Source organism: Stenotrophomonas sp. 109824_Sma (genome assembly GCF_056480025.1).
This window is the reverse complement of sequence record NZ_CM151078.1, coordinates 3,328,635-3,355,217: the sequence shown is the minus strand read 5'-3', so window position 1 is coordinate 3,355,217 and position 26,583 is coordinate 3,328,635. Positions and strand designations below refer to the sequence as shown.

The 26,583-nt window shown below is 68.1% G+C and carries 21 protein-coding genes; 19 read left to right on the top strand and 2 right to left on the bottom strand.

Annotated elements, in window-relative coordinates; genetic code table 11:
* The first annotated feature begins 117 nt into the window (after positions 1-117).
* From prmB to ACZK1G_RS15900, 13 genes are all read left to right on the top strand, one after another.
* Positions 118-1,047: a 50S ribosomal protein L3 N(5)-glutamine methyltransferase gene (prmB, locus tag ACZK1G_RS15960; RefSeq protein ID WP_014037975.1), complete on the top strand. Its 930-nt coding sequence runs from the start codon at positions 118-120 to the stop codon at positions 1,045-1,047.
* The gene (aroC, locus tag ACZK1G_RS15955) at positions 1,044-2,147 is read left to right on the top strand and encodes a chorismate synthase (protein WP_005410486.1); all 1,104 of its coding nucleotides are present in this window, start codon (positions 1,044-1,046) and stop codon (positions 2,145-2,147) included. Before prmB ends, aroC begins: the two co-directional genes overlap by 4 nt.
* The gene (locus ACZK1G_RS15950; protein WP_101765866.1) at positions 2,140-3,177 is read left to right on the top strand and encodes a 2-hydroxyacid dehydrogenase; all 1,038 of its coding nucleotides are present in this window, start codon (positions 2,140-2,142) and stop codon (positions 3,175-3,177) included. Before aroC ends, ACZK1G_RS15950 begins: the two co-directional genes overlap by 8 nt.
* Before the next feature lie 92 nt (positions 3,178-3,269).
* Positions 3,270-4,298, top strand: a complete 1,029-nt coding sequence (locus ACZK1G_RS15945) for an aspartate-semialdehyde dehydrogenase (RefSeq protein ID WP_049445577.1) — start codon at positions 3,270-3,272, stop codon at positions 4,296-4,298.
* A gap of 104 nt (positions 4,299-4,402) precedes the next feature.
* Positions 4,403-6,430 carry a motility hub landmark protein FimV gene (locus ACZK1G_RS15940; protein ID WP_101765865.1) on the top strand — a complete coding sequence of 676 codons (2,028 nt, stop codon included), beginning with the start codon at positions 4,403-4,405 and terminating at the stop codon, positions 6,428-6,430.
* 26 nt (positions 6,431-6,456) lie between these two features.
* Positions 6,457-6,819, top strand: a complete 363-nt coding sequence (locus ACZK1G_RS15935) for a VOC family protein (RefSeq protein WP_014037971.1) — start codon at positions 6,457-6,459, stop codon at positions 6,817-6,819.
* A gap of 32 nt (positions 6,820-6,851) precedes the next feature.
* Entirely contained in the window at positions 6,852-7,622 is a 771-nt protein-coding gene (truA, locus tag ACZK1G_RS15930; protein ID WP_101765864.1) for a tRNA pseudouridine(38-40) synthase TruA, read from the top strand.
* Complete coding sequence (locus ACZK1G_RS15925) at positions 7,619-8,275, top strand: phosphoribosylanthranilate isomerase (protein ID WP_014037969.1); 657 nt, start codon at positions 7,619-7,621, stop codon at positions 8,273-8,275. Before truA ends, ACZK1G_RS15925 begins: the two co-directional genes overlap by 4 nt.
* Positions 8,276-8,443: 168 nt before the next feature.
* Positions 8,444-9,118 carry a DUF1449 family protein gene (locus tag ACZK1G_RS15920; protein ID WP_101765863.1) on the top strand — a complete coding sequence of 225 codons (675 nt, stop codon included), beginning with the start codon at positions 8,444-8,446 and terminating at the stop codon, positions 9,116-9,118.
* The gene (locus tag ACZK1G_RS15915) at positions 9,115-11,133 is read left to right on the top strand and encodes a hypothetical protein (protein ID WP_101765862.1); all 2,019 of its coding nucleotides are present in this window, start codon (positions 9,115-9,117) and stop codon (positions 11,131-11,133) included. The genes ACZK1G_RS15920 and ACZK1G_RS15915 overlap by 4 nt, the downstream gene beginning before the upstream one ends.
* Before the next feature lie 85 nt (positions 11,134-11,218).
* The gene (locus ACZK1G_RS15910) at positions 11,219-16,609 is read left to right on the top strand and encodes a DNA repair ATPase (protein WP_101765861.1); all 5,391 of its coding nucleotides are present in this window, start codon (positions 11,219-11,221) and stop codon (positions 16,607-16,609) included.
* Positions 16,606-17,313 carry a cell division protein FtsY gene (locus ACZK1G_RS15905; protein ID WP_101765860.1) on the top strand — a complete coding sequence of 236 codons (708 nt, stop codon included), beginning with the start codon at positions 16,606-16,608 and terminating at the stop codon, positions 17,311-17,313. The genes ACZK1G_RS15910 and ACZK1G_RS15905 overlap by 4 nt, the downstream gene beginning before the upstream one ends.
* 44 nt (positions 17,314-17,357) lie before the next feature.
* On the top strand, positions 17,358-18,467 hold the full coding sequence (locus ACZK1G_RS15900) for a toxic anion resistance protein (RefSeq protein ID WP_101765859.1): 1,110 nt from the start codon (positions 17,358-17,360) through the stop codon (positions 18,465-18,467).
* Between the two features lie 71 nt (positions 18,468-18,538).
* On the opposite strand, the gene ACZK1G_RS15895 is transcribed toward ACZK1G_RS15900, so the two are convergent.
* Complete coding sequence (locus ACZK1G_RS15895; RefSeq protein ID WP_101765858.1) at positions 18,539-19,426, bottom strand: LysR family transcriptional regulator; 888 nt, start codon at positions 19,424-19,426, stop codon at positions 18,539-18,541.
* Between the two features lie 97 nt (positions 19,427-19,523).
* Between ACZK1G_RS15895 and trpB the strand changes: the two genes are divergently transcribed.
* The 6 genes from trpB (at position 19,524) to ACZK1G_RS15865 (ending at position 25,466) form a co-directional block, all read left to right on the top strand.
* Complete coding sequence (gene trpB / locus ACZK1G_RS15890; RefSeq protein ID WP_049445561.1) at positions 19,524-20,741, top strand: tryptophan synthase subunit beta; 1,218 nt, start codon at positions 19,524-19,526, stop codon at positions 20,739-20,741.
* Positions 20,738-21,418, top strand: coding sequence for a hypothetical protein (locus tag ACZK1G_RS15885; RefSeq protein ID WP_049445560.1), 681 nt, complete (start codon positions 20,738-20,740; stop codon positions 21,416-21,418). The genes trpB and ACZK1G_RS15885 overlap by 4 nt, the downstream gene beginning before the upstream one ends.
* A 1-nt stretch (position 21,419) precedes the next feature.
* Positions 21,420-22,229, top strand: a complete 810-nt coding sequence (gene trpA / locus ACZK1G_RS15880; protein WP_049445559.1) for a tryptophan synthase subunit alpha — start codon at positions 21,420-21,422, stop codon at positions 22,227-22,229.
* Positions 22,230-22,490: 261 nt separating this feature from the next.
* Positions 22,491-23,366 (top strand): acetyl-CoA carboxylase, carboxyltransferase subunit beta, encoded by an 876-nt coding sequence (gene accD, locus ACZK1G_RS15875; RefSeq protein WP_005410473.1) that lies wholly within the window; start codon positions 22,491-22,493, stop codon positions 23,364-23,366.
* The gene (glmM, locus tag ACZK1G_RS15870) at positions 23,366-24,727 is read left to right on the top strand and encodes a phosphoglucosamine mutase (protein ID WP_049445557.1); all 1,362 of its coding nucleotides are present in this window, start codon (positions 23,366-23,368) and stop codon (positions 24,725-24,727) included. Before accD ends, glmM begins: the two co-directional genes overlap by 1 nt.
* 256 nt (positions 24,728-24,983) lie before the next feature.
* Positions 24,984-25,466 (top strand): RcnB family protein, encoded by a 483-nt coding sequence (locus tag ACZK1G_RS15865; RefSeq protein WP_049445704.1) that lies wholly within the window; start codon positions 24,984-24,986, stop codon positions 25,464-25,466.
* A 48-nt stretch (positions 25,467-25,514) separates the two neighbouring features.
* Here ACZK1G_RS15865 and galE read toward each other — a convergent pair whose 3' ends face one another.
* Positions 25,515-26,537 carry a UDP-glucose 4-epimerase GalE gene (gene galE / locus ACZK1G_RS15860; RefSeq protein WP_049445553.1) on the bottom strand — a complete coding sequence of 341 codons (1,023 nt, stop codon included), beginning with the start codon at positions 26,535-26,537 and terminating at the stop codon, positions 25,515-25,517.
* Positions 26,538-26,583 lie beyond the last annotated feature (46 nt).

Genomic DNA, 26,583 nt, shown 5'->3' with positions numbered 1-26,583 from the left:
CTCCCGCGCGAAATGGGCTCCATCATACCGGCTGCGGCCCGATCGTTTCCGCCGCAACGGATGCCGCCGCGGGCGCCAGCCCCTATAATCGGGGGCCACTTTGCCCGCAGTACCGCCATGACCGCTGAAACGGCCGCCGAACTCCACACGATCATCGATCTGATCCGCTACGGCACCAGCCGTTTCAACGAAGCCGGGCTGACCTTCGGGCACAGCTACGACAACGCGCTGGACGAGGCCACCCAGCTGGTGCTGCACAGCCTGCACCTGCCGCACGACCTCGGCCCGGCCTACGGCCAGGCGCGCCTGCTGCAGGCCGAGAAGCTGCGCGTGCTGGAGCTGTTCCAGCGCCGCATCGACGAACGCATCCCGGCCGCCTACCTGACCGGTGAAGCCTGGTTTGCCGGCCTGAGCTTCAAGAGCGACAAGCGCGCCTTGGTGCCGCGCTCGCCGATCGCCGAACTGATCGAGTGCGGCTTCGAGCCCTGGCTGGCCGGCCGCGACGTGTACCGTGCGCTGGACCTGTGCACCGGTTCGGGCTGCATCGCCATCGCCATGGGGCACTACTACCCGAACTGGCAGGTGGACGGCGTCGACCTGAGCGACGACGCGCTGTCGCTGGCTGAAGAAAACCGGGAGCGGCTGCAGGCGTACAACGTCAACCTGATCAAGTCGGACCTGTTCAACGGCCTGTCCGGCCGCCACTACGACCTGATCGTCACCAATCCGCCGTACGTCACCAACGACGAGACCGATGCGCTGCCGAAGGAATACTCCTACGAGCCGGAAATGGGCCTGCGTGCCGGCGACGACGGCCTGGACCTGGTGCTGAAGATCCTGCGTGACGCGCCGCTGCACCTGAGCGAAGACGGCCTGCTGATCTGTGAAGTGGGCGAGTCCGAACAGCATCTGATCAAGCTGCTGCCGGAAGTCGATTTCGCCTGGATCGAGTTCAAGGTCGGCCAGATGGGCATCTTCGCGGTCGAATGCCGCGAGCTGATCGCCCACAGCGCCCGCATCACCGAACTGGCGGCGCAGCGCCCGTGAGCTCCAATTCGTTCGGCAAGCTGTTCACCGTCACCACGTTCGGCGAGTCGCACGGGCCGGCCATCGGCTGCGTGATCGATGGCTGCCCGCCGGGGCTGGCGCTGGACGCGGCCGAATTCGCCCACGACCTGCAGCGCCGCGCCACCGGCAAGAGCCGGCACACCTCGGCGCGGCGCGAGGCCGATGAGGTCGAGATCCTGTCCGGCGTGTATGAGGGCCTGACCACCGGCACCCCGATCGCGCTGCTGATCCGCAACACCGACCAGCGCAGCAAGGATTACGCCAACATCGGCCAGCAGTTCCGCCCGGGCCACGCCGATTACAGTTACTGGCACAAGTACGGCATCCGCGACCCGCGCGGTGGCGGCCGTTCCTCGGCACGCGAGACCACCATGCGCGTGGCCGCCGGCGTGGTCGCCAAGAAGTGGCTGGCCGAGCGCTTCGGCGTCACCGTGCGTGGCTACCTGTCGCAGCTGGGCGACATCACCCCGGCCGGTTTCGACTGGTCGGCGGTGGAAGACAACCCGTTCTTCTGGCCGCACGCCGCACAGGTGCCCGAGCTGGAGGCGTACATGGATGCGCTGCGCAAGTCCGGTGATTCGGTCGGTGCGCGCGTGGACGTGGTCGCCGACAACGTGCCGCCGGGCTGGGGCGAGCCGATCTACGGCAAGCTTGATGGCGAACTCGCTGCCGCGCTGATGAGCATCAACGCGGTGAAGGGCGTGGAAATCGGCGACGGTTTCGCCAGCGCCGCACAGAAGGGCACCGAACACCGCGACCTGCTGACCCCGCAGGGCTTCGCCAGCAACCATGCCGGCGGCATCCTCGGTGGCATTTCCACCGGCCAGCCGGTGGTCGCCTCGATCGCCCTGAAGCCGACCTCCAGCCTGCGCCTGCCGGGCCCGTCGCTGGATACCGCCGGCAACGTGGTCGAGGTGGTCACCACCGGTCGTCACGACCCCTGCGTCGGCATCCGTGCCACCCCGATCGCCGAGGCGATGGTGGCGATGGTGCTGATGGACCAGGCGCTGCGCCACCGCGCGCAGTGCGGCGATGTCGGCACGATCACCCCGCGCATTCCCGGGCAGATCGATGGCTGACACGCGGCCGACCGTGTGGGTGAGCCAGCCGCTGATCGACGCGGCCATCGCGCCGCTGCGCGATCGCGTGCAGCTGCGCAGCACCGACACGGTCACCGCCTGGTCGCCGGACCAGATAGCCAAACAGCTGGCCAGCGCCGATGGCGCGATCATCACCCTCAACGAGCGCATCGGTGCGGCCCAGGTGTCCGGCGCCGCGCAGCTGCAGGTGATCGCCAATGTCGGGGTGGGCTACAACAACCTGGACGTCGACGCGCTCAGCGCGGCCGGCATCCTCGCCAGCAATACCCCGGACGTCCTCACTGAAACCACCGCCGATCTCGGTTTCGCCATGTTGATGGCGACCGCGCGCCGCATCACTGAATCCGAGCGCTGGCTGCGCGAAGGCCAGTGGCAGCAGTGGTCGTTCCAGACCATGCTCGGTGCCGACATCCACGGCAGCACGCTGGGCATCCTCGGCATGGGCCGCATCGGCCAGGGTATCGCCCGCCGCGGCGCGCACGGTTTCGGCATGAAGGTGCTGTACCACAACCGATCGCAGCTGCCGGCCGCGACCGAGGCGGAAGTGGGCGCCACCTATGTGGACCTGGATACGCTGCTCGCGCAGTCCGACCACCTGCTGCTGGTGCTGCCGTATACCCCGGCCTCGCACCATCTGATCGATGCCGCCGCGCTGGCGAAGATGAAGCCGTCGGCGACGCTGGTGAACATCGCCCGCGGCGGCCTGGTCGATGAGATCGCGCTGGCCGATGCGCTGGCCAACGGTCGCCTTGCAGCAGCGGGCCTGGATGTGTACGAAGGCGAGCCAAAAGTACGCCCCGAACTGCTGGCGCTGCGCAACGTGGTGCTCACTCCGCACATCGGCAGTGCCTCGCTGGCTACGCGCACGGCGATGGTACAGCTGGCCGTCGATAATCTGGTCGCCGGGCTCGGCCTGGACGGCGGCCCGTCGCGCATGCCGAGCGCGATCAACGCTGACGCGGCGATGGCCGCGCGCGTGACTCTGGGCAAAAAAACCGGGAAACGATAGGGAACCTCCGCGCGCCCCGCTTGAGGAGGTTCCCCGAACCCAGCTGTCGTGCGTGATTTTTCCCCATCCCCGTTTTCGTGAGAGTTTCCCCCATGAGCAATGCACAGCGCAGTTTCCACGTCGCCGTCGTTGGTGCCACCGGCGCCGTCGGCGAGACCATGTTGTCGATCCTGGCCGAGCGTGACTTCCCGGTCGGCACCCTGAGCGTCCTCGCCTCCGAGCGTTCGGCCGGCGGCGAGATCGAGTTCAACGGCCAGAAGGTCACGGTCCAGGACCTGGCCACCTTCGATCCGACCGGCGTCGAGATCGCGCTGTTCTCGGCCGGCGGCAGCGTGTCCAAGGAATACGCGCCGAAGTTCGCCGCCGCTGGTGCGGTGGTGATCGACAACTCCTCGGCCTTCCGTTACGACGATGACGTGCCGCTGGTGGTGTCCGAGGTCAACCCGGAACAGGTCGCCAACCGTCCGCGCGGCATCATCGCCAACCCCAACTGCTCGACCATGCAGATGCTGGTGGCGCTGGCGCCGCTGCACCGCAAGTACGGCATCGAGCGCATCAACGTCTCCACCTACCAGTCGGTGTCCGGCGGTGGTCGTTCGGCCACCGAGGAGCTGGGCAAGCAGACCGGCCAGCTGCTGAGCTTCCAGGAGATCGATCCGCAGCGCTTCCCGGTGCAGATCGCCTTCAACCTGATCCCGCACATCGACGACTTCCAGGACAACGGCTTCACCAAGGAAGAGATGAAGCTGATCTGGGAAACCCGCAAGATCCTCGGCGACGACAGCATCCTGGTGAACCCGACTGCGGTGCGCGTGCCGGTGTTCTACGGCCACTCCGAATCGGTGGCGATCGAGACCCGCGACAAGGTCACCGTGGCCGAAGCACGCGCGCTGCTGGAGCAGTCGCCGGGCATCGAAGTGGTGGATCGCCACGAGGCCGGTGGTTACCCGACCCCGGTCACCCACGCCTCGGGCACCGACGCGGTGTATGTCGGCCGCATCCGTGAGGACCTGTCGCACCCGCGCGGCCTGAACCTGTGGATCGTGTCGGACAACGTGCGCAAGGGCGCCGCCCTGAATGCCGTGCAGCTGGCCGAGCTGGTCGCCGCCGAGCAGCGCTGATCACTGCGATTGCCTCACCGGTCGTGCCGGCCGCTGGCCGGCACTCCCTCAAGGGTCTTTCCGGTGGGTGCGGACCCCGGTCCGCACGCTTTATAGTGTCGCCCATGAATAAACGGGCCAGGGGCGCAAAGCGCCCGCTCCTCTATCTTTCCACCGCGCTGCTGGCCCTGGCCAGTAGTTCGGCGCTTGCCCTGGGTCTGGGCGACATCCGTGTCCTGTCCAAGCCGGGCCAGCCCCTGTTGGCCGAAATCCCGGTGGTCTCCGCCGATCCGTCCGAGCTGGAGAACCTGCGTGTCGCGTTGGCCTCACCGGTCACCTTCGAGCGCGTCGGCCTGCAGCGGCCGACCGGGCTGGTCGGCGAACTGCAGTTCGAACTGACCCGCAATGCGCAGGGCAGGGCGGTGGTGCGGGTAACCTCGCAGACGCCGGTCGAGACCCCGTCGCTGAGCTTCCTGATCGAGGCCGACTGGGGCCAGGGTCGCCTGGTGCGCGAGTACTCGGCGCTGGTCGATGCACCGTCCAGTGCACTGGCCGTGGCCGAGCCGGAAATCGTTGCACCCGCGGGTACGCTCTCCAACACCATCGCCCGTGAGGGCACCCCGTCGCGCGCCGCTGCGGAGAGCGCGAGCGCGCCTGCGGCGTCCACCGCCGCCACGCCGGCACCCGCACCGGCCCGCCCGCGTGCAGTGGCTGCACCCGCTGCCGCGCCGGCAGCCGATGGCAGCGTCACCGTCCAGCGTGGGCAGACCCTGTCGCAGATCGCCAGCGCGGTGGCCCGCGGCAACCAGGTCAGCCGCGACCGCGCCATGATCGCGCTGCTGCGCGCCAACCCGGAGGCCTTCATCCGCGGCAACGTCAACCTGCTCAAGCAGGGCGCCGTGCTGCGCATGCCCGGCAGCGATGCACTGGCGGCGGTCGATGCCGCCGAGGCCGCAGCGCTGGTGCGTGAGCATGCCGCACAGTGGCGGCAGGCACGCACCGTGCCGCAACCGGCGGGTACCGTCGCCCCGGTCGCCACGGCGGCAACCACGAACGCTTCTTCCCCGGCTGCGGCCAATGGGGCACGACTTGAAATCGCTCCGGCGCTGGCCTCCGACGCCGCGCACGCGGGCACAACCACCGGCACTGGAGCCGGCAGCGAGGGTGACATGCTGGGCAACGAACAACTGCGCCAGGCACGCGAGGACATCGCGACCCGCGATGCCGAGATCGGCGAGCTGAAGCAGCGCGTGGCCGACCTGGAAAAACTCAAGGAACAGCAGCAGTCGCTGATCGCGATGAAGGACAACGACCTGGCCGCCGCGCAGCAGCGCCTGGCGCAGGCACCGGATGCCCGCGATGCGGCAACACCGTGGTACTGGCTGGGTCTGCCGGTGCTGTTGCTGGCGGCCGGCGCGGCCTGGCTGCTGCGTCGTCGCAAGCCGTCGCCACTGCCGCCCCTGCGCGAGGAAGGCGATGCCGCCGGCCTGGCCGCTGCGGTACCGGCGGGCGCGGCGCTGGATACGCTGGCCGAGCAGTCTTCGTGGTCGACGGCGGTGTCCGACAGTGGCCGCCAGGAGCCGGCGATGCCGGCCTGGGCGAGCGAAACCGAGGTGCAGGAGGACGTGGCTGCCGAAGCGGTCGACGACGTCGCCGCCCAGGCTGACTGGCAGGCGCAGACGCTGCGCGATGACGAAGTGGTGCAGCTGCCCGAGGCCGTGACCGACCTGCCGCGCTGGGACGAGCCGGTGACTACGCTGGACACCCCCGTGCCGGACGCCGCCGTGCAGGATGAGCCGGTCGTGCAGGCGGTCCCTGACGAGATCGCAGTGCCGGACTATGCGCTGCACGCCGAACAGCAGCCGCAGTTCCGCGGCGTGTTCGACCTGCCGGCCGAGCACCATGACAACGGCGATTCCAGCGGCGCGCCACACGACGCGCTGGCCGCGGCCGCGCACGAAGAACACACCGCGGCACCGGCCAGCGATGCCGGCTGGGCGCCGCGTGCCGGACAGGAACGCCTGGAGCTGGCCATCGCCTACCTCGATCTGGGCGATGCCCAGACCGCCCGTATCTTGCTGCAGGAAGTGGCCGAGGGCGGCGACCTGCACTGCCAGGCCCAGGCCCGCGAACTGCTGGCCCGCCTGCCGTGACCGAACCCGCCGACAAGGACCGTGCCATGAGCCGCGAGCGCCGTATCGACTACGTTGAATTCGCCTCCAGTGACCCGGCCGCCAGCCGCGCCTTCTTCGAAAAGGTGTTCGGCTGGTCGTTCGTCGACTATGGCAGCGACTACACCGCCTTCGACGATGGCCGGCTGCAGGGCGGCTTCTTCCGCGGCCAGCCGCAACGGGCCAGCGACAGCGGTGCGCCGCTGCTGGTGCTGTATGCCGACCAGCTGGCGCCGATCGAGGCGGCGGTGCGCAACGCTGGCGGTGAGATCGTGCGGCCGGTGTTCTCTTTCCCTGGCGGCAGCCGCTTCCAGTTCGTCGAGCCCGGTGGCAACGAACTGGCAGTCTGGTCCGAACGCGATCCGGCCTGAGCGCCGCCCCACCCGCAACATCGAGGTAGCACATGCGTTACGCGCTTGGCGTCGAATACGACGGCAGCGATTTCAGGGGCTGGCAGAACCTGGGCGAGGGCGGCCCCAGCGTGCAGGCCAGCCTTGAGCAGGCCCTGTCGTCGGTGGCCGATGCGCCGCTGCAGGTGGTCTGTGCCGGTCGCACCGATGCCGGTGTGCATGGCCAATGCCAGGTCGTCCACTTCGATACCGACGTGGTGCGCGATCCGCGCGCCTGGATGCTGGGCACCACCACCCGCCTGCCGCGCTCGATCGCGGTGCGCTGGTGCGTGCCGGTGGCCGATGATTTCCACGCCCGCTTCTCGGCGTGTGCGCGCCGCTACCGCTACCGCCTGCTCAACCGCGAAGTGCGGCCGGCGCTGCAGCGGCAGACCCTCAGCTGGGAGCGCCGGGCGCTGGACGAGACCCTGATGCATGCCGCCGGCCAGGCCCTGCTCGGCGAGAACGACTTCAGTGCGTTCCGCTCGGTGCAGTGCCAGGCGCTGCATGCACGGCGTGAACTGCAGTCACTGCAGGTCAGCCGCCAGGGCGAGGTGATCGAGGTCGCCGTGCAGGGCAATGCATTCCTTCATCACATGGTCCGCAATATCGTCGGATCGCTGATCCTGGTGGGCAGCGGCGAAAAACCGGTGGAATGGATCGCCGAACTGCTGGCCGGGCGCGATCGCACCGTAGCCGGTCCCACCGCACCGCCGCAGGGCCTGGTGTTCCTTGGGCCCCTGTACCCCGACAACTGGCATCTGCCCGCCGAGGTCACGCTATGAGCCGCTCCTACTACCGCACGCGCATCAAGTTCTGTGGCATGACCCGGGCCGGCGACGTCCGCCTGGCCGGTGAACTGGGTGTGGACGCGGTGGGTTTCATCTTCGCCCGTGAAAGCAGCCGCCGGGTCGCCCCGGCCGAGGCACGCGCGATGCGCCAGGCGATCGCGCCGATGGTCGACGTGGTGGCGCTGTTCCGCAACAACAGCAAGGAAGAGGTGCGCGAGGTGCTGCGCACGGTACGACCGACCCTGCTGCAGTTCCATGGCGAGGAAGACGAGAGCTTCTGCCGCAGCTTCAACATGCCGTACCTGAAGGCGATCGCCATGGGCGGGCGTGAAGAGATCAACGCCCGCACCCTGCAGCTGCGCTATCCCAGCGCCGCCGGCTTCCTGTTCGACAGTCATGCGCCGGGCGGCGGTGGCGGCACCGGCGTGGCCTTCGACTGGGGCCGGATCCCGACCGGCCTGCATCGCCCGTTCCTGCTGGCCGGTGGCCTGAACCCGGAAAACGTCTACGACGCGGTGCTGGCCACCCTGCCGTGGGGCGTGGATGTCTCCAGCGGCATCGAACTGGAGCCGGGCATCAAGGACGGCTACAAGATGCGCACCTTCGTCGAGGAAGTGCGCCGCGCCGATTGCACGGTTCTCGAGTGATTCGCGTCACTATTTACCCTGATCAGCGCCCCGATTTGAGCCTGCACGCATTCTTCACATAGGATGGTCCCAAGCGCGCCTGCCATGAGGGCTGGCGCGGGGATCGACGGGACGCGCTCGGCGCGCCCCGAACGGGCGGCCGCCGCCCATAGCCCAGGAAGGCAAGCGATGCAGGAATTTCTCACCGTCGTACTCGGTTACCCGACGCTGCCGTACAGCATTCTGCTGTTGGTGTCGGTGATGTATTGGGCGGTTGCGGCGTTCGGCCTGGTCGATGACGGTTTCGGCGATCTCGGCGCCGATGGCGCGCTCGAGGCGGGGACCGACCTCAGTGGCCTGTCGGCCATGCTGGCGCGCTGGGGCCTGGGCGGCGTCCCGATCATGGTGGTGGTCACCCTGCTGGGCCTGTTCGGCTGGCTCATCACCTATTTCATCCATCTGTTCGTACTGCTGCCGCTGCCGGACCTGCTGCGCTGGGGCCTGGGTACGCTCGTGGCGGTGCTGGCACCGCTGCCTGCGGTACCGGTCGTCGCGCTGATCCTGCGCCCGGTCCGGCGCTTCCTGCTGCGCCTGCGTCCGGTGCCGCAGGCATCGCTGCTGGGCCGGATCGGCGTGGTCGCATCGCCGAAGGTGGACACACGCAGCGGTCATGCCACTGTCGATGATGGCGGCGCCGGGCTGGTGCTGCAGATCCGCAGCGACATCGAACTGCAGCGTGGCGAGCGCATCGTGCTGGTCGAGCACATGGCCGAGCAACATTATTACCGGGTGGTCCGCGCCGATGCGATCGCCCTCGATTTCCAGGACAACCTGCTTCCGGGCAACAAGGAGAATCATCAATGACGTTGGCATCCCTCTTACCGATCCTGGCCGTCGCCGGCGGCCTGCTCGTCCTGCTGCTGGGCGTGGCCGGCCTGTTCAAGGCCTTCTACCGCAAGGTCGACCAGGGCGTGGCCCTGATCGTCAACGACATGAGCTCCACGCCCAAGGTGCACTTCACCGGTGCGCTGATCATCCCGGTGCTGTACCGCGCCGAGCTGATGCGGATCAGCCTGATCACCCTGCAGATCGACCGCCGCGGCAAGGAAGGCCTGATCTGCCGCGACAACATGCGTGCCGACATCGCCGTGGCCTTCTACCTGCGGGTGAACGAGACCCAGGCCGATGTGCTGCGCGTGGCCAAGGCCATCGGTGCCGACCGTGCGTCGGACAAGCATGCCGTCGATGAGCTGTTCAACGCCAAGTTCTCCGAAGCGCTGAAGACGGTCGGCAAGAAGTTCGACTTCACCGAACTGTTCGAGAAGCGCCAGGAGTTCCGCGACGAGATCATCGCGGTGATCGGCAACGACCTCAACGGTTATGTGCTGGAAGACGTGGCGATCGATTACCTGGAGCAGACCCCGAAGTCGCTGCTGGACCAGTTCAACATCCTCGACGCACAGGGCATCCGCAAGATCACCGAGCTGACCGCCGCGCAGAACGTGGTGACCAACGAGCTGGAGCAGAACGAGAAGCTCGCCATCACCAAGAAGAACGTGGAAGCGCGTGAGGCGCTGCTGGCGCTGGAACGCCAGCAGGCCGAAGCCGAAGCACGCCAGAAGCGCGAGATCGAGACCATCCGCGCGCGCGAGGAGGCCGAGACCGCCAAGGTGCAGGAAGAGCAGCGCCAGCTGTCCGAGAATGCCCGCATCGAAGCACAGCAGTTGATCGAGATCCGCGACCAGAACCGCCTGCGCGAAGTGGAAGTGGCCGAGCAGAACCGCCAGCGTGCCGTGGCCATCGAGGCCGAGCGCGTGGAGCGCGCACGCCAGCTGGAGCAGGTCACCACCGACCGCGAAGTGCAGCTGCAGGGCGTGGAGCGCGACAAGGTGGTCGAGCAGGGCAAGATGGACGTGGCCAACATCACCCGCGAACGCATCTCCATCGACAAGACCGTGGCGCAGGAAGAAGAGCGCATCAAGGAAGTGCGCGAGGTCTCCGAGGCCGACCGCCAGAAGCAGGTGCTGATCCTGGAAGCCGAAGCCAAGGCGCAGGAATCGCTGGTGCGCGAAGTGAAGGAAGCGCAGGCGCGCGAAACCGCCTCCAAGCACCGCGCGGTTGAACTGACCACGCTGGCCCAGGCCGAACACGAAGCAGCCGGCAAGCAGGCCGAAGCCAAGCGCCTGCTGGCCGACGCGCTGCGCGCCGAGCAGGCGGCGCCGGGCCTGGCCGAAGCGCAGGTGCGTGAAGCTTCGGCACTGGCCATCGAGAAGGTCGGCATTGCCGAGGCCCGTGTGATCGAAGCCAAGGCCGAAGCCAGCCTGAAGCAGGGCAGCAACGAAGCCCAGGTGCTGGCGCAGACGCTGCAGGCACAGGCGCAGGGTGAGGAGAAGATGGGCCTGGCCCGTGCCACCGCCACTGAATCGCTGGGCAACGCCGAAGCCGGCGTGGTGCAGAAGAAGCTGCTGGCCGAGGCCGAGGGCCTGGTGCGCAAGTTCGAAGCCATCGCCTCGCTGAGCGACCAGGCACGCGGCCACGAAGAGTTCCGCATGATGCTGGACAACAGCCTGAAGCAGGCACTGGCCTCGATCGAAGCCGGCAAGGAAGTCTCGCGCGAAAATGCCAACGTCATCGCCAGCGCGCTGCGCAACGCCGACATCGACCTGGTCGGTGGCGACGGTGGCATGTTCGAGAACCTGGTCAAGGCGGTGTCGCTGGGCAAGTCGATCGAAGGCTTCGCCGGCAAGAGCCCGATCGTGCAGGAGCTGATGCAGCGCTACCTGGGCGTGGCCGTGGCCGAACCAGCACCGCGCCAGATCGCCGAGGATGCCGAAGCGGTGCCGACCGTGTCGGCCACCATGGTCGACAGCGCCCGTTGATGCATCGGGCGGTGGCTGCTGCGGCCATCGCCCGCCCGCGCCGGCCGCAACCGCGGCCGTCCGCCCGTGAGCCGGAAGCCTGCTGATGTCTGATACCCATCCGTCCGCCGAATCCACTGCACCGGAGGCCGGCGGCAATACCGTCGACCAGGCCGTTGCCCAGGGCGGCGCCTACGAAGTCCTGCGCCGCCGCCTGGCCGAGCAGGGCCAGCGCCTGCAGGGCCTGGCCGAGACGCTCAACCGCCAGCGCCTGGCCGAGTTCGGCGACAGCCGCCTGGAGGTGGTCGGGCGCTTCCGCATCCGCAGCGAGAACAACTGCGTCGGCCGTGACATCGTGCAGGTCGGCCCGGACCGCCTGCTGTTCGGCTACAACGTGTTCATCGGGCTGAAGACCCAGACCCGCATCGAGGACGTGTTCGGCCTGTACCGGCTGGTGCAGGGCAGCGACGGCTACGACGTGGCCGCGCTGGAGCTGAAGGGCAGCTTCCTCGACCAGCCCGGCTTCGTGCACGACTTCAATGAGCTGTACGCGTACTACAAGCACGCACGCCTGCTGCAGCTGATCGTGGTGGGCGACAAGCTGCTGGCCTCGTTCCAGATCGGCGAGCGCAGCAGCGACGTGCGCGTGTTCCGCTGGGCGCTGTCGCGCGATGGCGAACTGACCTATCTGGATGCGCGCGGCGAGCGCGATATCGCACTGCCGCCGCCGTTCGACTTCGAATGGACCAGGGCGACTCGCGACCTGGCAGTCAATGGACGCCATTCGCACCTTAACATCCTCGACACCCTGTTCGTGGAGACCACCGGCGGCGACCTCACCATCAAGGTCGAGAACAACACCGAGACCGGGCAGGGCATCTACAGCGAACCGGTGGAGGACAGCACGCAGTCGCTTGACGACGCCCAGTTCGAATTCGCCCGGGTCGGCTCGCTGGTGCTGCTGAAGGTGCTGCCGTACCGCGAGACGGAGTGGCGCGGCCTGATCTACAACACGCTGACCGGCGGCATCGTGCGCAACGATGCGATCGTGCAGGCCTGCGTGCAGCTGCCCGAAGACCACGGCGTGATCTTCCCGGGTGGGTATTACCTGCAGGGCGGCGAGCACAAGGCATTCGACGCCTCGATGGCCGGCATGCAGTTCAAGCGCAGCATCCGTTCACCGAATGGCGAGGACGTGCTGTACATCTTCTACGAGCGCGAAGGTGGGCGCTCGGCGCTGTTCGTCTACAACACCATCCAGCGCGTGCTGCAGAACCCGGTGTTCGGCCATGGCTACGCCTTGATGCAGGACGGGCGCATGGTGCTGTTCCATGCCGAAGGCAGCGAACCGACCCGCATCCATCCGATGCAGGTCTGGCAGACCCCGTTCAGCAGTGACGAGTTTGCTGCCAGCCGACCGCCCGGCAATACCTTCATGGGCCGCATCGGCAACGCCGAATTGGTGCGCGGCATTTCCAACCTGTTCAACCTTGCGCGCGAGATCGAAGGCCAGGACGTGTCGGTGCAGCGCTACCAGCGCCTGGTGGCCGACACCCGGCGCCTGTTCGATGCCCATCACTGGCTGGGCGACGCGGCCTGCGATGGCGCCGAGGCGCTGCTGCGGCAGATCAGCGCCACCGGCGAATCGGTGCTGGACGAATACGAGAAGGTGCAGTCGATCCGCCAGCAGTCGGCGCAGGCGATGGTCGAGGCCGAGGCCGCGCACAAGACGCTGCTGGGGCGGCTGCAGCCGCAGAACTGGAACGAGGTGCAGGCCTTCGTCGAGGCGCTCAATGCGATCACCGCATTGCGCGGGCGGCTGCTGACCATCCGTGAGCTGCGCTACATCGACACCGCGCGCATCGAAGTGATGGCGGCCGAGCTGGTGGAAGCGCAGGACCGCGTCGGCGCCGCCACTGGCGAGTTCCTTGCGGACGAAGCCGCGCTGGCGCCGCTGACCTCGCGCCTGCAGGCGCTGGATGAAGCGGCCCAGCAGGCACAGAGTGCCCGCCAGCTGGACGAGCAGCTGGAGGGGCTGCGTGGCATGGCAGCCGACCTGGACATGTTGTCCGAGCTGATGGCCGGCCTGAAGGTGGACGATGCCACCGCCCGCACCCGCGTGGTCGAGTCGATCTCGGTGCTGTACGGCCGCCTCAACCAGGCCCGTGCGCGTGCTGATCAGCGTCGCCGGTCGCTGGGGGCGGCGGAGGCCGTGGCGCAGTTCGCCGCGCAGTTCGCGCTGTTCTCGCAGTCGATCACCAGCGCGCTGGCACTGGCCACCGACCCGGAGCGCGCCGACGAGCAGCTGTCGCGCCTGCTGGTGCAGCTGGAGGAGCTGGAGAGCCAGTTCGGCGAACACGAGCAGTTCCTCGGTGACATCCTGAGCAAGCGCGAAGAGCTGGTGGAAGCCTTCGAAACGCACAAGCAGGCATTGCTGGATGATCGCCAGCGCAAGGCGCGTTCGGTGCTGGACGCGGCCAGCCGCATCCTCGATGGCCTGGCCAAGCGCACCGAGCGCTTCGCCACCGCCGATGAGCTCAATGCATTCTTCGCCGGCGATCCGCTGATCCTCAAGCTGCGTGAGCTGGCCGAACGCCTTCGCGCGCTGCATGACAACGTCAAGGCCGACGACATCGAGGCGCGCCTGAAGGGTGTGCGTGACCAGGCGGTACGCCAGCTGCGCGACCGCAGTGATCTGTACGAAGCGGGCGGCAACGTGGTGCGGCTGGGGCCGCGCCATCGCTTCAGCGTCAACACCCAGGCGCTGGACCTGACCCTGCTGCCGCGTGGTGACACGCTGGCGATCCATCTGACCGGCACCGACTTCCTGGAGACCCTGCACGATCCGGAGCTGGATGCGCTGAAGCCGTTCTGGCCGGTCACCCTGGACTCGGAATCACCTGCGTTGTATCGCGGCGAGTATCTGGCCGGCAGTCTGCTGATGGCCGCGCAGGAGGGGAGCGACGGCCTTGACCTGGCCACGCTGCAGCACGATGTCGCCACGCCCGATGCGCTGGACCAGCGCGTGCGAGCATTCGCCGCACCGCGCTACCGCGAAGGCTACGAGCGCGGCATCCATGACCATGATGCCGCGCTGATCCTGCGTGCATTGCTGCCCTTGCAGCAGGCGGCCGGCAGCCTGCGCCATGCACCGCGGGTGCGTGCGCTGGCACTCCTGTTCTGGGCCGCCGAGCAGCGGCGCGAAGCGGTGGCGCAATGGCCGGGCCGACAGATGGGTGCCGAAGCGCTGGCACGCCTGCTGGGGTCCGACGAAGGGCGACTGGCGTTGCGTACGGAAATGGCCGAGGCACTGCTGGCGTATGCGCAATGCCACGCGTTGCCGTTCGATGCCGATGCCGCAGAGGCCGCGGCCGCCTATCTGGGCGAAGAGCTGGCGACCGGCGAGCCGGTGTTCAGCAGCAGTCGCCATGCGCTAGCGCTGCTGGAGGCGCTGGCGCAGCAGCTGGAACAGGCCGGGCAGCGCGAGGCGGTCGAACGCGCCCTGCAGCGCAGCCAGGATCCGCTGGCCACGCGCTGGGCGCTGGCCGGGCAGTGGCTGCGGGCGCTGGCGCGGATGCCGGCGCATGCCCTGCATGCCGGCTATGTCGACGAGGCTGCGGCACTGCTGCTGGTGCAGCGTCAGCTGCGTACCCGTGCCAGCGACGCCGCGCTGCAGGCGGAGGTCAGTGGCCTGCTGGGTGAACACGCACGCATCAGCAACGGCACGCTGGTGGTATCGCTGGATGATTTCCTGGCGCGCCTGAAGCAGCACCTGCGTCATTTCGTGCCAGCATTCCACGCCTACCAGGCGCTGCGCCAGGGCATCATCGGGCGCGAGCGCGAGACCCTGCGGCTTTCCGAGTTCAAGGCGCGGCCGCTGTCCTCGTTCGTGCGCAACAAGCTGATCAACGATGTCTACCTGGGCGTGATCGGTGACAACCTGGCCAAGCAGATGGGCACGGTCGGCGAGAACAAGCGCAGCGACCTGATGGGCCTGCTGATGATGATTTCGCCGCCGGGCTACGGCAAGACCACGCTGATGGAATACGTGGCGCACCGCCTGGGCCTGGTCTTCATGAAGATCAACGGCCCGGCGCTGGGTCATGAGGTGCGCTCGCTGGACCCGGCGCAGGCGCCGGACGCGACCTCGCGGCAGGAGCTGGAGAAGCTCAACCTCGCGCTGGAAATGGGCAACAACACCATGCTGTATGTGGACGACATCCAGCACACCCATCCCGAGTTCCTGCAGAAGTTCATCTCGCTGTGCGATGGCACCCGCCGTATCGAAGGCGTGTGGCGCGGCCGCACCCGCACCTACGACATGCGCGGCAAGAAGTTCTGCGTGGTGATGGCCGGCAACCCGTACACCGAGTCCGGCGAGGTGTTCAAGATTCCGGACATGCTGGCCAACCGTGCCGACATCTACAACCTCGGTGATGTGCTCGGTGGCATGGAGGCGGCCTTCACCCTCAGCTACATCGAGAACAGCCTGACCTCCAACCCGGTGCTGGCGCCGCTGGCCACGCGCGACATGGCTGACCTGTACGTGCTGGTCGACCGCGCGATGGGCAAGGAGGTCTCGACCAACGGCCTCAGCCACGCCTACAGCAGCGCGGAGATCAACGAGATCACCGCCACCCTGCAGCGCATGCTGCGCGTGCGCGACGTGGTCTACCGGGTCAACCAGCAGTACATCGCCAGTGCCGCACAGGACGATCGCTACCGTACCGAGCCGCCGTTCCGGCTGCAGGGCAGCTACCGCAACATGAACAAGCTGGCCGAGAAGATCTCGCCGGTGATGAACGAGGACGAGCTGCAGCAGCTGATCTCCGACCACTACCTGGGCGAGGCACAGCTGCTGACCACTGGTGCCGAAGAAAACCTGTTGAAGCTGGCCGAACTGCGCGGCGTGCTGGACGACACGCAGGCGCAGCGCTGGGCGCAGATCAAGCGCGATTTCCTGCGCAACAAGGCCATGGGTGCCGACGACAGTGATGTCGGCGGGCGCGTGGTCGCGCAGCTGGCCGACATCGCCACCGCCCTGCAGCTGCCACCGCCGGTGCCCGAAGCGATTGCCGTTGCCGACCCGGCACCGTGGCCGGCGTTGCTGGAGGCCCTGCATCGCCTTTCTGAAACACGTCCCGCCGTCGCGGCGCCCGAGCCGGTCGCGGCGGCCCCCAGCGTGCCGGCCACGGTCCTGGCCGACGACCTGCAGGCCGGCCTGGCGCCGTTGGTGGAACTGTTGGCGGCATCGCAGGCGCAGCAGGCACAGGTGTCGCAGACCCTGGCCGCGTTCGCCGGCTGGGCGCGGCAGCAGGTCGAGCGTGGGGTGCCGAACAGTGCGGTGGCGCAGCGTGCGCGTGTGCGCCGTGCCACGACACCGGAGGAGCGCGCGCTGGATGAGGCCCTGATGCGCCACTTCTACGGCGAGTCGTTGCCGCCGGACGACAGTGAGGAGATTCCGGCAACGACACCGAAGCCGCCGCCGCTGCCATGACCACGCAGGCGCCACTGCCGCCCCCGAGCTTGCCGGACACGGCCGATGTCGCCGTGCTGGCCGACTATGGTGCGCCGTTGCTGCAGGCACTGGCGCGGCTCGAAACACCGTTGCCGCCGGGCGCGGGCGACGGCCTGGTGGCCGCACTGGCACGCATCGCGCTGGCCCTGCAGGCCGCCAACCCGGCGCAGATCCGGCAGCAGGAGAGCTGGTGGGGCCGCCTGCTGGGGCGCGATGTCGATCGCGAGGCGGAGGGACGTGCGCTGCAGTCGCAGCTGGGCGTGCTGGCCCTGCAGGCGCGCGAGCAGGCCCAGCACCTGCAGCAGCACCTGCAGCGGCGGGCCATGGCCATCGCCGGGCATTCAGCGGCGGCCGCAGCGCTGGACGACTGGATCGGGCTGGCTGAGGCGCGGCTGGCGTCGCTGGATATCGCCGGCCAGGCCGCGCTGTCGCAACGGCTCGATCATCTGCGCCGGCTGGCCATGCTGCGCCGTCTCGAGGCCGGCCAGTGGCAGCTGCTGCAGGACCAGGACAACGTGCTGCTGCAACGCTTCGCGCGCATCCATGACGTCCTGCTGCCGGCCTGGCGGCAGGCCGCCGTGGCGGGCCAGGCCGCGGCCGGCGCCACACTGGCGGCGAAGGCCGCCACGCTGCACGCACAGATCGATGACGAGGTCGCGGCGGCTCAGGCTAGACTGCCTTGAGCCGGCCGCCGCTGCCGCTTACCCAACTGCAAGGAGACTGCCCGATGACCCAGGACAGCCAGACGCCCGGTGCCCTCGTGCCCGGCACGACCACCGCCGCTCCGCTCGATGACGGCGCTCTGCAGGCGCTCGGCCTGGTCCGCGAGGATCTTCCGCGCATCGCCGAGATCCGTCTGGAGCTGGATGACCTGCGCCCGGGCAACCTGCAGGTGTTCGGTCGCGAAGCGGCCACGCGTACCGCAGCGTTCTCCAGCCAGTTGCTCGACCAGGTGCGCAATCGTGACCTGGATGCCAGTGGCGAGAAACTGGGCGAAGTGGTGCGCATCGCGCGCAGCCTGAAGCTGGACGGCTTCGCCCAGCGGTCGAAGGTGCCGGTGATCGGTGGCCTGATCGACCGCCTGCGCGTATCCAAGGGTGAGCTGGTGCAGAAGTTCAGCGACACCAACGCGCAGATCGAGCAGCTGCTGGGCGATGTCGGTGTGCAGCAGGCGTTGATGGGCAAGCGCGTGGGCGAGTTCGACCGCATGCATGACATCGTCCGCGAAGAACGCCATGCGCTGGGCCTGTATGCTGCCGCCGGCAAGCAGCGCCTGGCCGAACTGCAGGCCGAGCAGCAGGCCGGGCAGGGCAGCGAGGATCCGCAGCAGCGCATCCGCCAGGGCGAAGTCGACAACGCGATCCGCCTGATCGAAAAGCGCGTGTCCGACCTGCAACTGATGCAGCATGCGGCCGATCAGTCGCTGCCGATGATCCGCCTGATCCAGGCCAATGCGCTGCAGCTGATCGAGAAGTTCAACACGGTGCGCGAGATCACCATCCCGTCGTGGAAGCGCCAGTTCGCCATCCAGCTTTCGCTGGGTGAGCAGAAGGCCGCGGTCGAGCTGTCCACCGCCATCGACGATGCCACCAACGAGCTGATGCGCCGCAATGCCGATCTGCTGCGTCAGGCCTCGGTGGATACCGCGCGCAGCAACCAGCGCGGCGTGATCGACGTAGCCACGCTGCGCCACGTGCACGACCAGTTGATTGCCACGGTCGAGGAAGTGCGCAGCATCCATCGCGAAGGCATGCAGCAGCGGCAGCAGGCCGAGGTCGAGCTGTCGCGCCTGCGCGAAGACCTGCAGCAGCGCCTGGCCACTCCAACCGCCAGCTGAAAAAAGGGGACGGAGGGAATTAAGTCGTTTGTGCCACTTGCGACTTAATCCCCTCCGTCCCCTTTTTGTTGTCAGCGGAGTTGCTGGCCCAGCCAGTCGGCCAGCGCATCCACGCGCGCATCAGTTGGTCCGTCCGGTCGCGCCAGCACCCAGAAACCACCGGTGGCGGCAAACCCCCACGGCGCGACCAGTCGCCCGGCGGCCAGGTCCTCGGCCACCAGCGGCTCGGGTGCGATCGCCGGGCCCAGCCCGGCCACTGCTGCCTCCAGAAGGTAGTACAGGTGCTCGAAGGCAGTGCCCAGCTGCAGCTTGGCGGTGTCCAGAGCGTGTGCCTGCGCCCACGCCGGCCACGCCTGCGGCCGTGAACTGGTGTGCAGCAGCGTCTCCTGCAGCAGCGCCGAGGGCGGTACATGCCGCAGGCGCTGCGCGGCCGGATGCGAGGGGGCCACCACCACGCCGACCCGTTCCGGCGCCAGCTCACGCACCTGCCAGCCCCGGGGCCACGGCCCCTGCGCCAGCAGCAGCACCGCATCCAGTGCGGCCTGCGCCTCGGTGAAGCTGCCATCCAGCGCCGACCACTGCAGGCGTACGCCGGGCAGGGCGGCCTGCAGTGCGGGCAGGCGCGGGATCATCCAGCGCGCCAGCACGCTGCCGCTGCAACCCAGCACCAGCGCCGGGGCGGCTGCCGGCCGCCGCAGTTCGCGCACGCAGTCTTCGATGCCGCTGAAGGCCTCGCTGCACGCGGCCTGCAGGCGCGTGCCCGCAGCGGTCAGGCGCAGGCCGCGACCGGCACGCTGGAACAGCGCCAGGCCGAGGTGGTCTTCCAATAGCTTCAGCTGGCGGCTGACCGCACCGTGGGTGACGTGCAGGTCCTGCGCGGCGCGGCCAACCCCGCCCAGGCGGGCGGTGGCCTCGAACGCGCGCAGCGCATTGAGCGGTGGCAGCAGGGAATGGCTCATGTGAGATTTCCTGACGATATGCGCCAGATAATATCCATTTTCCGGTCACGACCCGTGCGCTAGAGTATCCACCTGTCTCGAACCAGCGGTCGCTTCCATGTCTGCCTCCCCCATTGCCGACTACCACGCCTTCCCGGATGCCCAGGGCCATTTCGGCCGCTACGGCGGCAGCTTCGTTGCCGAAACCCTGGTCGGCCCGCTGCAGGAACTGGCCCAGGCCTATGACCAGGCCCGCCAGGACCCGGCATTCCAGGTCGCCTACGATCGCGACCTGGCCCATTACGTGGGCCGGCCGAGCCCGATCTACCACGCCCAGCGCCTGAGCGACCATGTCGGCGGCGCGCAGATCCTGCTCAAGCGCGAAGACCTGAACCACACCGGCGCGCACAAGATCAACAACACCATCGGCCAGGCGCTGCTGGCGGCGCGGATGGGCAAGAAGCGCATCATCGCTGAGACCGGTGCCGGCCAGCACGGCGTGGCCAGCGCCACCGTTGCCGCGCGGCTGGGCCTGGAATGCGTGGTGTACATGGGCGCCACCGACATCGAGCGGCAGAAGATCAACGTCTACCGCATGAAGCTGCTCGGCGCGACGGTGGTGCCGGTCACCTCCGGCTCGGCCACCCTGAAGGACGCGCTCAACGAAGCGATGCGCGACTGGGTGACCAATGTGCAGGACACCTTCTACATCATCGGTACGGTCGCCGGCCCGGATCCCTATCCGCGCATGGTGCGCGACTTCAACGCCATCGTCGGCCGCGAAGCACGCGAGCAGATGCTGGCCGAGTACGGCCGCCTGCCCGATGCGATCACCGCCTGCGTCGGTGGCGGCAGCAATGCCATCGGCCTGTTCCATGCCTTCCTCAACGATCGCCAGGTCGAGATCGTCGGCGCCGAAGCCGCAGGTGATGGCATCAGCACCGGCCGCCACGCCGCGTCGATCGCCGCCGGTCGTCCCGGCGTGCTGCATGGCAACCGCACCTATGTGCTGTGCGACGACGACGGCCAGATCATCGAGACCCATTCGGTGTCGGCCGGCCTGGACTATCCGGGCGTCGGCCCCGAGCACGCATTCCTGGCCGACACCGGCCGTGCACGCTACCTCGGCATCACCGATGAAGAAGCGCTGCAGGCCTTCCACCTGCTGGCGCACACCGAGGGCATCCTGCCGGCGCTGGAGTCCAGCCATGCGCTGGCACAGGCGATCAAGCTGGCGCGTGAGCGTCCGCGTGACCAGATCGTGCTGTGCAATCTGTCCGGCCGTGGCGACAAGGACGTGCATACCATCGCCGCGCGCGAAGGGCTGGTGCTGTGAGCGCGCTGCTGCGCAACAGTGGCGTGCTGCTGCTGGCGCTGGGGTTGGCCGCATGCCAGCCGCCGGAGCCGCCGGTGCTGGCACCGGCCGCCAAGGGCACCACGCAGCCGGCACAGCAGCCGGCCGCCAACGATGACCTCGACCCGATGGCGCGTGCGCCGATTGTCGATCCGCCGTCCATGGAAGATACGGACAGCGATGGCGCGCCCGCGGTGGTCTCGGTGGCGCTGGACCATGCCGGCGAGGTGCTGATCGGCCAGCATATGACCGATCTGAAGGCACTCGGGCCGTGGACCGCGCAAGGGGCGGTCGAAGCCATCGGCGGCAGTTGCGAGTACTACGACGGCAAGGGGCTGCCGCCCGGCGTGTCGATGATGACCGATGAAGATCGCGTCGTCCGTTTCGATCTCGGCCTGGATCCGGAGAGCGGGGCGCCGACCCAGCAGCCCGGTCCGTTCGGCCTGCGTGTCGGCATGACCCGCGCCCAGGCCATGGCCCAGTTCCCGAAGCCGCCGGTATCCAGCCCGCATGCCTACGACGGTGACCAGGGCGAGTACCTCACCTGGCAGGACCCGGGTTCGGACCTGGGTATCCGCGTGGAACTGTTTGAAGGGAGGGTCACCCAGATGTACTGGGGAACCAGCGATGCGATTGAACTGATTGAAGGATGTGCCTGAAATGTCCGTATCCCGACTCGATGCCTGTTTCCAGCGTCTGCGCGAGCAGCAGCGCAAGGCGCTGATCCCCTTCGTCACGGCCGGTGATCCCTCGCTGGAAGCCACCGTGCCGGTCATGCACGCACTGGTCGATGCCGGCGCCGACGTGATCGAACTGGGCGTGCCGTTCTCCGACCCGATGGCCGATGGCCCGACCATCCAGCGCAGCTCCGAGCGCGCGCTGGCGCGCGGTGCTGGCAGCCGCTACGTGCTGCAGGCCGTGGCGCAGTTCCGCGAGCGCGATGCGCAGACCCCGGTGGTGCTGATGGGCTACCTGAACCCGGTGGAGATCCACGGTTACGCGGCCTTCGCCAAGGCCGCCGTGGACGCCGGCGTGGATGGCGTGCTGCTGGTCGACCTGCCGCCGGAAGAAGCGGGCGAGGCGCTGCAGGCGTTCGACGCAGCCGGCCTGGCGCTGGTCCTGCTGGCGTCGCCGACCACCAGCGAGGTGCGCGCCGACAAGCTGCTGGCGTTGGCCCGTGGCTATCTCTACTACGTCAGCTTTGCCGGTGTCACCGGTGCGTCCGAGCGCCTTGACAGCGATGCCGCCAGTGCCCGCCTGCAGGCGTTGCGCGCGCGTGCGTCGGTGCCGGTGGTGGCGGGCTTCGGCATCAAGGATGCCGACAGTGCCGCGGCCATGGCCCGCCAGGCCGATGGCGTGGTGGTGGGCAGCGCGCTGGTGGCGGCGCTGGCCGAAGCGGGCTCGGCGGAAGAGGCCGCGCAGCGCGCCCGGGCCTTCCTCGCCCCACTGCGGCAGGCGCTGGACGCGTAACGGTGGTGCCGGCCACTGGCCGGCATCCTCCGTACCCGCCTGCGCGCAGGGGCTGCCGGCCAGCGGCCGGCACTACCCATCGGTCCAAACACAAGGGTCGCCGGCCAGCGGCCGGCACTACCCCACACCTAAACGTACGTCCCAGCATGGTTTTTTCCGGCGGCCCCGTGGCTGGCAAGGGGGTGCACGGGCGGGGAAAGCGGAGCTAGACTGTCCGCCTTTGCGGCCCCTGGGCCGCCCTGAACGGAAGTGTCCTCCCGCATGAGTTGGCTCAGCAAGTTGATGCCGTCCGGCATCCGCACCGACAATACCCCCAGCAAGAAGCGCAGTGTCCCCGAGGGCCTGTGGGAAAAGTGCAGCAACTGCGGCAGCGCGTTGTACCGTCCGGAACTGGAAGAGAACCTGGAAGTCTGCCCGAAGTGCGGCCATCACATGGCGATCCGTGCGCGTGCGCGCCTGGCTGCCCTGTTCGATGCCGACAGCACCACCGAGATCGGTGCGCGCCTGGGCCCGACCGACCTGCTCAAGTTCAAGGACCAGAAGAAGTACAGCGAGCGCATCAAGATCGCGCAGAAGAATACCGGCGAGTACGACGCGCTGATCGCCATGCGCGGCCTGCTCAAGGGCCGTGCGCTGGTGGCCTCGTCGTTCGACTTCGCCTTCATGGGCGGCTCGATGGGCTCGGTGGTCGGCGAGCGTTTCGCACTGGCCGCGGAAACCGCGGTCGAGATCGGTGCGCCCTACGTGTGCTTCTCGCAGAGCGGTGGCGCGCGCATGCAGGAAGGCCTGTTCTCGCTGATGCAGATGGCCAAGACCTCGGCTGCGCTGGGCAAGCTGCGTGAAGCCGGCCTGCCGTACATCTCGGTGCTGACCCATCCGACCACCGGCGGCGTGTCGGCCTCGTTCGCGATGCTGGGCGACATCAACATCGCCGAGCCGCAGGCGCTGATCGGCTTCGCCGGCCCGCGCGTGATCGAGCAGACCGTGCGCGAAAAGCTGCCGGAAGGCTTCCAGCGCTCGGAGTTCCTGCTGGAGCACGGTGCCATCGACCAGATCTGCGACCGCCGCGAAATGCGCGACCGCCTGTCCGATCTGCTGGCAATGCTCGGCCGTCAGCCGGCGCCGGAGGTGGCTTGATGGGAGGCCGCAAGTACTTCGGTACTGATGGCATCCGTGGGCGGGTCGGCCAGGGCGTGATCTCGGCCGACTTCGTGCTGCGCCTGGGCAACGCCCTGGGCCGTGTCCTGGTCGCGCAGCGCGGCCAGGACGGGCGCCGGCCGATCGTGGTGATCGGCAAGGACACCCGCATTTCCGGCTACATGTTCGAAGCGGCACTGGAAGCCGGCCTGGTCGCCGCCGGCGCCGACGTACAGCTGCTGGGGCCGATGCCGACCCCGGCGGTGGCGTTCCTGACCCGCACGCTGGGCGTGGATGCCGGCATCGTCATCAGCGCCTCGCACAACCCGCACTACGACAACGGCATCAAGTTCTTTTCCGCCCAGGGCGAGAAGCTCGACGATGCCACCGAGCTGGCCCTGGAAGCGGCGCTGGACGTTCCGTTCACCACCGCCGAATCGGAAAAGCTGGGCAAGGCGTCGCGTGCGCGCGAGGCGGTCGGCCGCTACATCGAGTTCTGCAAGGCCAGCGTGCCGCGCGCGTTCGACCTGCGTGGCGTACGCCTGGTGCTGGATTGCGCGCACGGCGCCACCTACCAGATCGCACCGTTGCTGTTCCGCGAACTGGGCGCCGAGGTGATCGGCATTGGTGCCGAGCCCAACGGCGTCAACATCAACGCCGGCGTGGGTTCCACCCATATCGACAACCTGGCGGCCAAGGTCCGCGAAACCCGCGCCGATCTCGGCATCGCCTTCGATGGCGATGGTGACCGCGTGCTGATGGCCGACGACCAGGGCAATCCGGTCGACGGCGATGACCTGCTGTACATCCTGGCACGCGCCTGGAAGGCCGAAGGCCGCCTGCGCGGCCCGGTGGTCGGCACGCTGATGAGCAACTACGGTGTGGAGAAGGCATTCGCCGACCTGCAGATTCCGTTCGTGCGCAGCAATGTCGGCGATCGCTACGTGCACCAGGCGCTGATGGAAGGCGGCGGCGTGCTCGGCGGCGAAGCGTCCGGCCACCTGCTGTGCCTGGACCGGGCCACCACCGGTGACGGCATCGTCAGCGCGCTGCAGGTACTGGTGGCGCTGCGCAACAGCGGGCAGACCCTGCGTCAGGCGCTGAAGGGGCTGGTGCGGGTGCCGCAGAAGACGGTCAACGTGCGGCTGGGCAATGTCTCGGCCAAGGCCACGGTGCAGGCCGACAGCGTGCAGGCCGCGCTGGCCGTCGCGCAGCAATCGGTGGCCGGCCGTGGTCGTGCATTCCTGCGCCCGTCCGGTACCGAGCCGGTGGTGCGGGTCACGGTCGAGGCCGATGATGCAACGCTGATGCAGGACACGCTCGACCGCCTGTCCGCCGCGGTGCGCGACGCCGCCGCCTGAGGCTGGCGACGGTACAACCTGGCACCCCGACATGGCCGCTTCTGCGGCCATGTCGCTTTCCAGCACCACTGACTGAACCGATTGCGACCCGTGATCACGTTCAGCTGCGGCTGTGCGCTTTGTGACGCGCTTTGAACGATGCGCGGCGTATCCCCGGCATCAGGATCCCTGCATCGACGCACGCGATGCGCCGGCGGGGACCCGGTCGGAGCGGACCACGCTCCATCCTACTTCCTTCGTTGCAAGGACCATGACCATGAACACCTTACTGCGCTACAGCCGCCGCCTGCTGGCAGGTGCGCTGCTGGTGCTGCCGTTGCTGGGCGGTGTCTCCATTGCCAGTGCCGAGCGCCGGCCCGAAGGGGAGCCGCACATGTCCGCGCCACGCGAAGAGCCCCTGCGGGCGCCGTGGGGATATCCGCGGATGGAGCGCCCGCGCGAACTGGGTAATGCGCGCCCGGCATTCCGTGAAGACTACCGGCACAATTTCCGTGCCGACCATGCCTTCCGCATCGGCCCGTACCATCCGCCGGTCGGCTACGCCTACCAGCGTTGGCATTACGGTCAGATCCTGCCGCGCCCCTACTGGGTCGGAGACTACATCCTCAACGACTTCTGGCTGTTCGGCCTGGACATGCCGCCGATGGGCTACGAATGGGTTCGCTACGGTCCCGATGCGCTGCTGATCAACACGGGCAACGGCGAGATCGTGCAGGTCGTCTACGGACGATTCTTCTGACTGAACGAACCTGCCTGCGTCACGGCGCAGGCAGGTGCAGTAGTTCGTTCACGGGTGTGTCGGTGGCGCTTGGGTCGGCATTGCCCGCTGCCACTTCCAGGTGTCACGACACATGTCGGCCAGCGTGTGACGGGCCTTCCAGCCCAGCTCGCGCAGCGCCAGCGAGGCGTCGGCGAAACTGACCGCGATGTCGCCATTGCGTCGCGGGACGATGCGGAACGGAATCCGGATCCCGGTGACCTGCTCGAAGGCCTGGATCAGTTCCAGCACGCTGTGGCCCTGGCCGGTGCCGAGGTTGAGCGTGATGCTGCGCCGCTGGTCGCGCAGGAACTGCAGGGCCAGCACGTGGGCGTTGGCCACATCCTGCACATGGATGTAGTCGCGTACGCCGGTGCCGTCATGGGTCGGATAGTCATCACCGAAGACCTGGACTTCCGGCAGCAGGCCAGCAGCGACCTGCGCGATGTAGGGCATCAGGTTGCTCGGCGTGCCGTGCGGCAGCTCACCGATCAATGCCGTGTCATGTGCGCCGACCGGATTGAAGTAGCGCAGCGTCGCCACGTGCAGGTCCTGGCCCGTCGCGACCAGGTCCGCGAGCAGTTGCTCCACCACCAGCTTGGTACGGCCGTAGGGCGTCATTGCACAGGTTGAAGCGGACTCGGCCACCGGGCAGTGCTCCTGGTTGCCGTACACGGTGGCGGAGGAGCTGAAGACCAGCAGCGTCACCCCCGCATCCTGCATCGCACCGAGCAGGGCGATCGTGCCGCTGATGTTGCTGTCGAAGTACTGCAGGGGCACCGTCTGCGATTCGCCCACGGATTTGAGCGCCGCGAAGTGCAGCACGGCATCGATCGCATGCTGCTGCATCAGGGCGGCCATGCGCGGTCGATCACGGATGTCAGCCTGCACGAACACCGGTGCCGTGCCGGTGATCCGTCCGATACGCTCGACGACGCTGGCGTCGCTGTTGCACAGCGAGTCCACGATGACGACGTCGTGTCCCTGCTGCAGCAGCTCGACGCATGCATGCGAGCCGATATAGCCAGCGCCGCCGGTCACCAGTACGTTCATTGCCTTCACTGTTCCTTCGAATCCATTCAAGAATCGGGTGCTGCCG

What these genes read in the sequence shown, in the direction of transcription:
- ACZK1G_RS15895 (WP_101765858.1), bottom strand. Translation starts at nt 19,426, where the DNA reads ATGAGCCATTCCCTGCTGCCACCGCTCAATGCGCTGCGCGCGTTCGAG.
- prmB (WP_014037975.1), top strand. Translation starts at nt 118, where the DNA reads ATGACCGCTGAAACGGCCGCCGAACTCCACACGATCATCGATCTGATC.
- ACZK1G_RS15905 (WP_101765860.1), top strand. Translation starts at nt 16,606, where the DNA reads ATGACCACGCAGGCGCCACTGCCGCCCCCGAGCTTGCCGGACACGGCC.
- truA (WP_101765864.1), top strand. Translation starts at nt 6,852, where the DNA reads ATGCGTTACGCGCTTGGCGTCGAATACGACGGCAGCGATTTCAGGGGC.
- trpA (WP_049445559.1), top strand. Translation starts at nt 21,420, where the DNA reads ATGTCCGTATCCCGACTCGATGCCTGTTTCCAGCGTCTGCGCGAGCAG.
- ACZK1G_RS15925 (WP_014037969.1), top strand. Translation starts at nt 7,619, where the DNA reads ATGAGCCGCTCCTACTACCGCACGCGCATCAAGTTCTGTGGCATGACC.
- ACZK1G_RS15950 (WP_101765866.1), top strand. Translation starts at nt 2,140, where the DNA reads ATGGCTGACACGCGGCCGACCGTGTGGGTGAGCCAGCCGCTGATCGAC.
- ACZK1G_RS15940 (WP_101765865.1), top strand. Translation starts at nt 4,403, where the DNA reads ATGAATAAACGGGCCAGGGGCGCAAAGCGCCCGCTCCTCTATCTTTCC.
- ACZK1G_RS15910 (WP_101765861.1), top strand. Translation starts at nt 11,219, where the DNA reads ATGTCTGATACCCATCCGTCCGCCGAATCCACTGCACCGGAGGCCGGC.
- ACZK1G_RS15935 (WP_014037971.1), top strand. Translation starts at nt 6,457, where the DNA reads ATGAGCCGCGAGCGCCGTATCGACTACGTTGAATTCGCCTCCAGTGAC.
- glmM (WP_049445557.1), top strand. Translation starts at nt 23,366, where the DNA reads ATGGGAGGCCGCAAGTACTTCGGTACTGATGGCATCCGTGGGCGGGTC.
- galE (WP_049445553.1), bottom strand. Translation starts at nt 26,537, where the DNA reads ATGAACGTACTGGTGACCGGCGGCGCTGGCTATATCGGCTCGCATGCA.
- ACZK1G_RS15945 (WP_049445577.1), top strand. Translation starts at nt 3,270, where the DNA reads ATGAGCAATGCACAGCGCAGTTTCCACGTCGCCGTCGTTGGTGCCACC.
- ACZK1G_RS15900 (WP_101765859.1), top strand. Translation starts at nt 17,358, where the DNA reads ATGACCCAGGACAGCCAGACGCCCGGTGCCCTCGTGCCCGGCACGACC.
- ACZK1G_RS15865 (WP_049445704.1), top strand. Translation starts at nt 24,984, where the DNA reads ATGAACACCTTACTGCGCTACAGCCGCCGCCTGCTGGCAGGTGCGCTG.
- accD (WP_005410473.1), top strand. Translation starts at nt 22,491, where the DNA reads ATGAGTTGGCTCAGCAAGTTGATGCCGTCCGGCATCCGCACCGACAAT.
- ACZK1G_RS15920 (WP_101765863.1), top strand. Translation starts at nt 8,444, where the DNA reads ATGCAGGAATTTCTCACCGTCGTACTCGGTTACCCGACGCTGCCGTAC.
- ACZK1G_RS15915 (WP_101765862.1), top strand. Translation starts at nt 9,115, where the DNA reads ATGACGTTGGCATCCCTCTTACCGATCCTGGCCGTCGCCGGCGGCCTG.
- trpB (WP_049445561.1), top strand. Translation starts at nt 19,524, where the DNA reads ATGTCTGCCTCCCCCATTGCCGACTACCACGCCTTCCCGGATGCCCAG.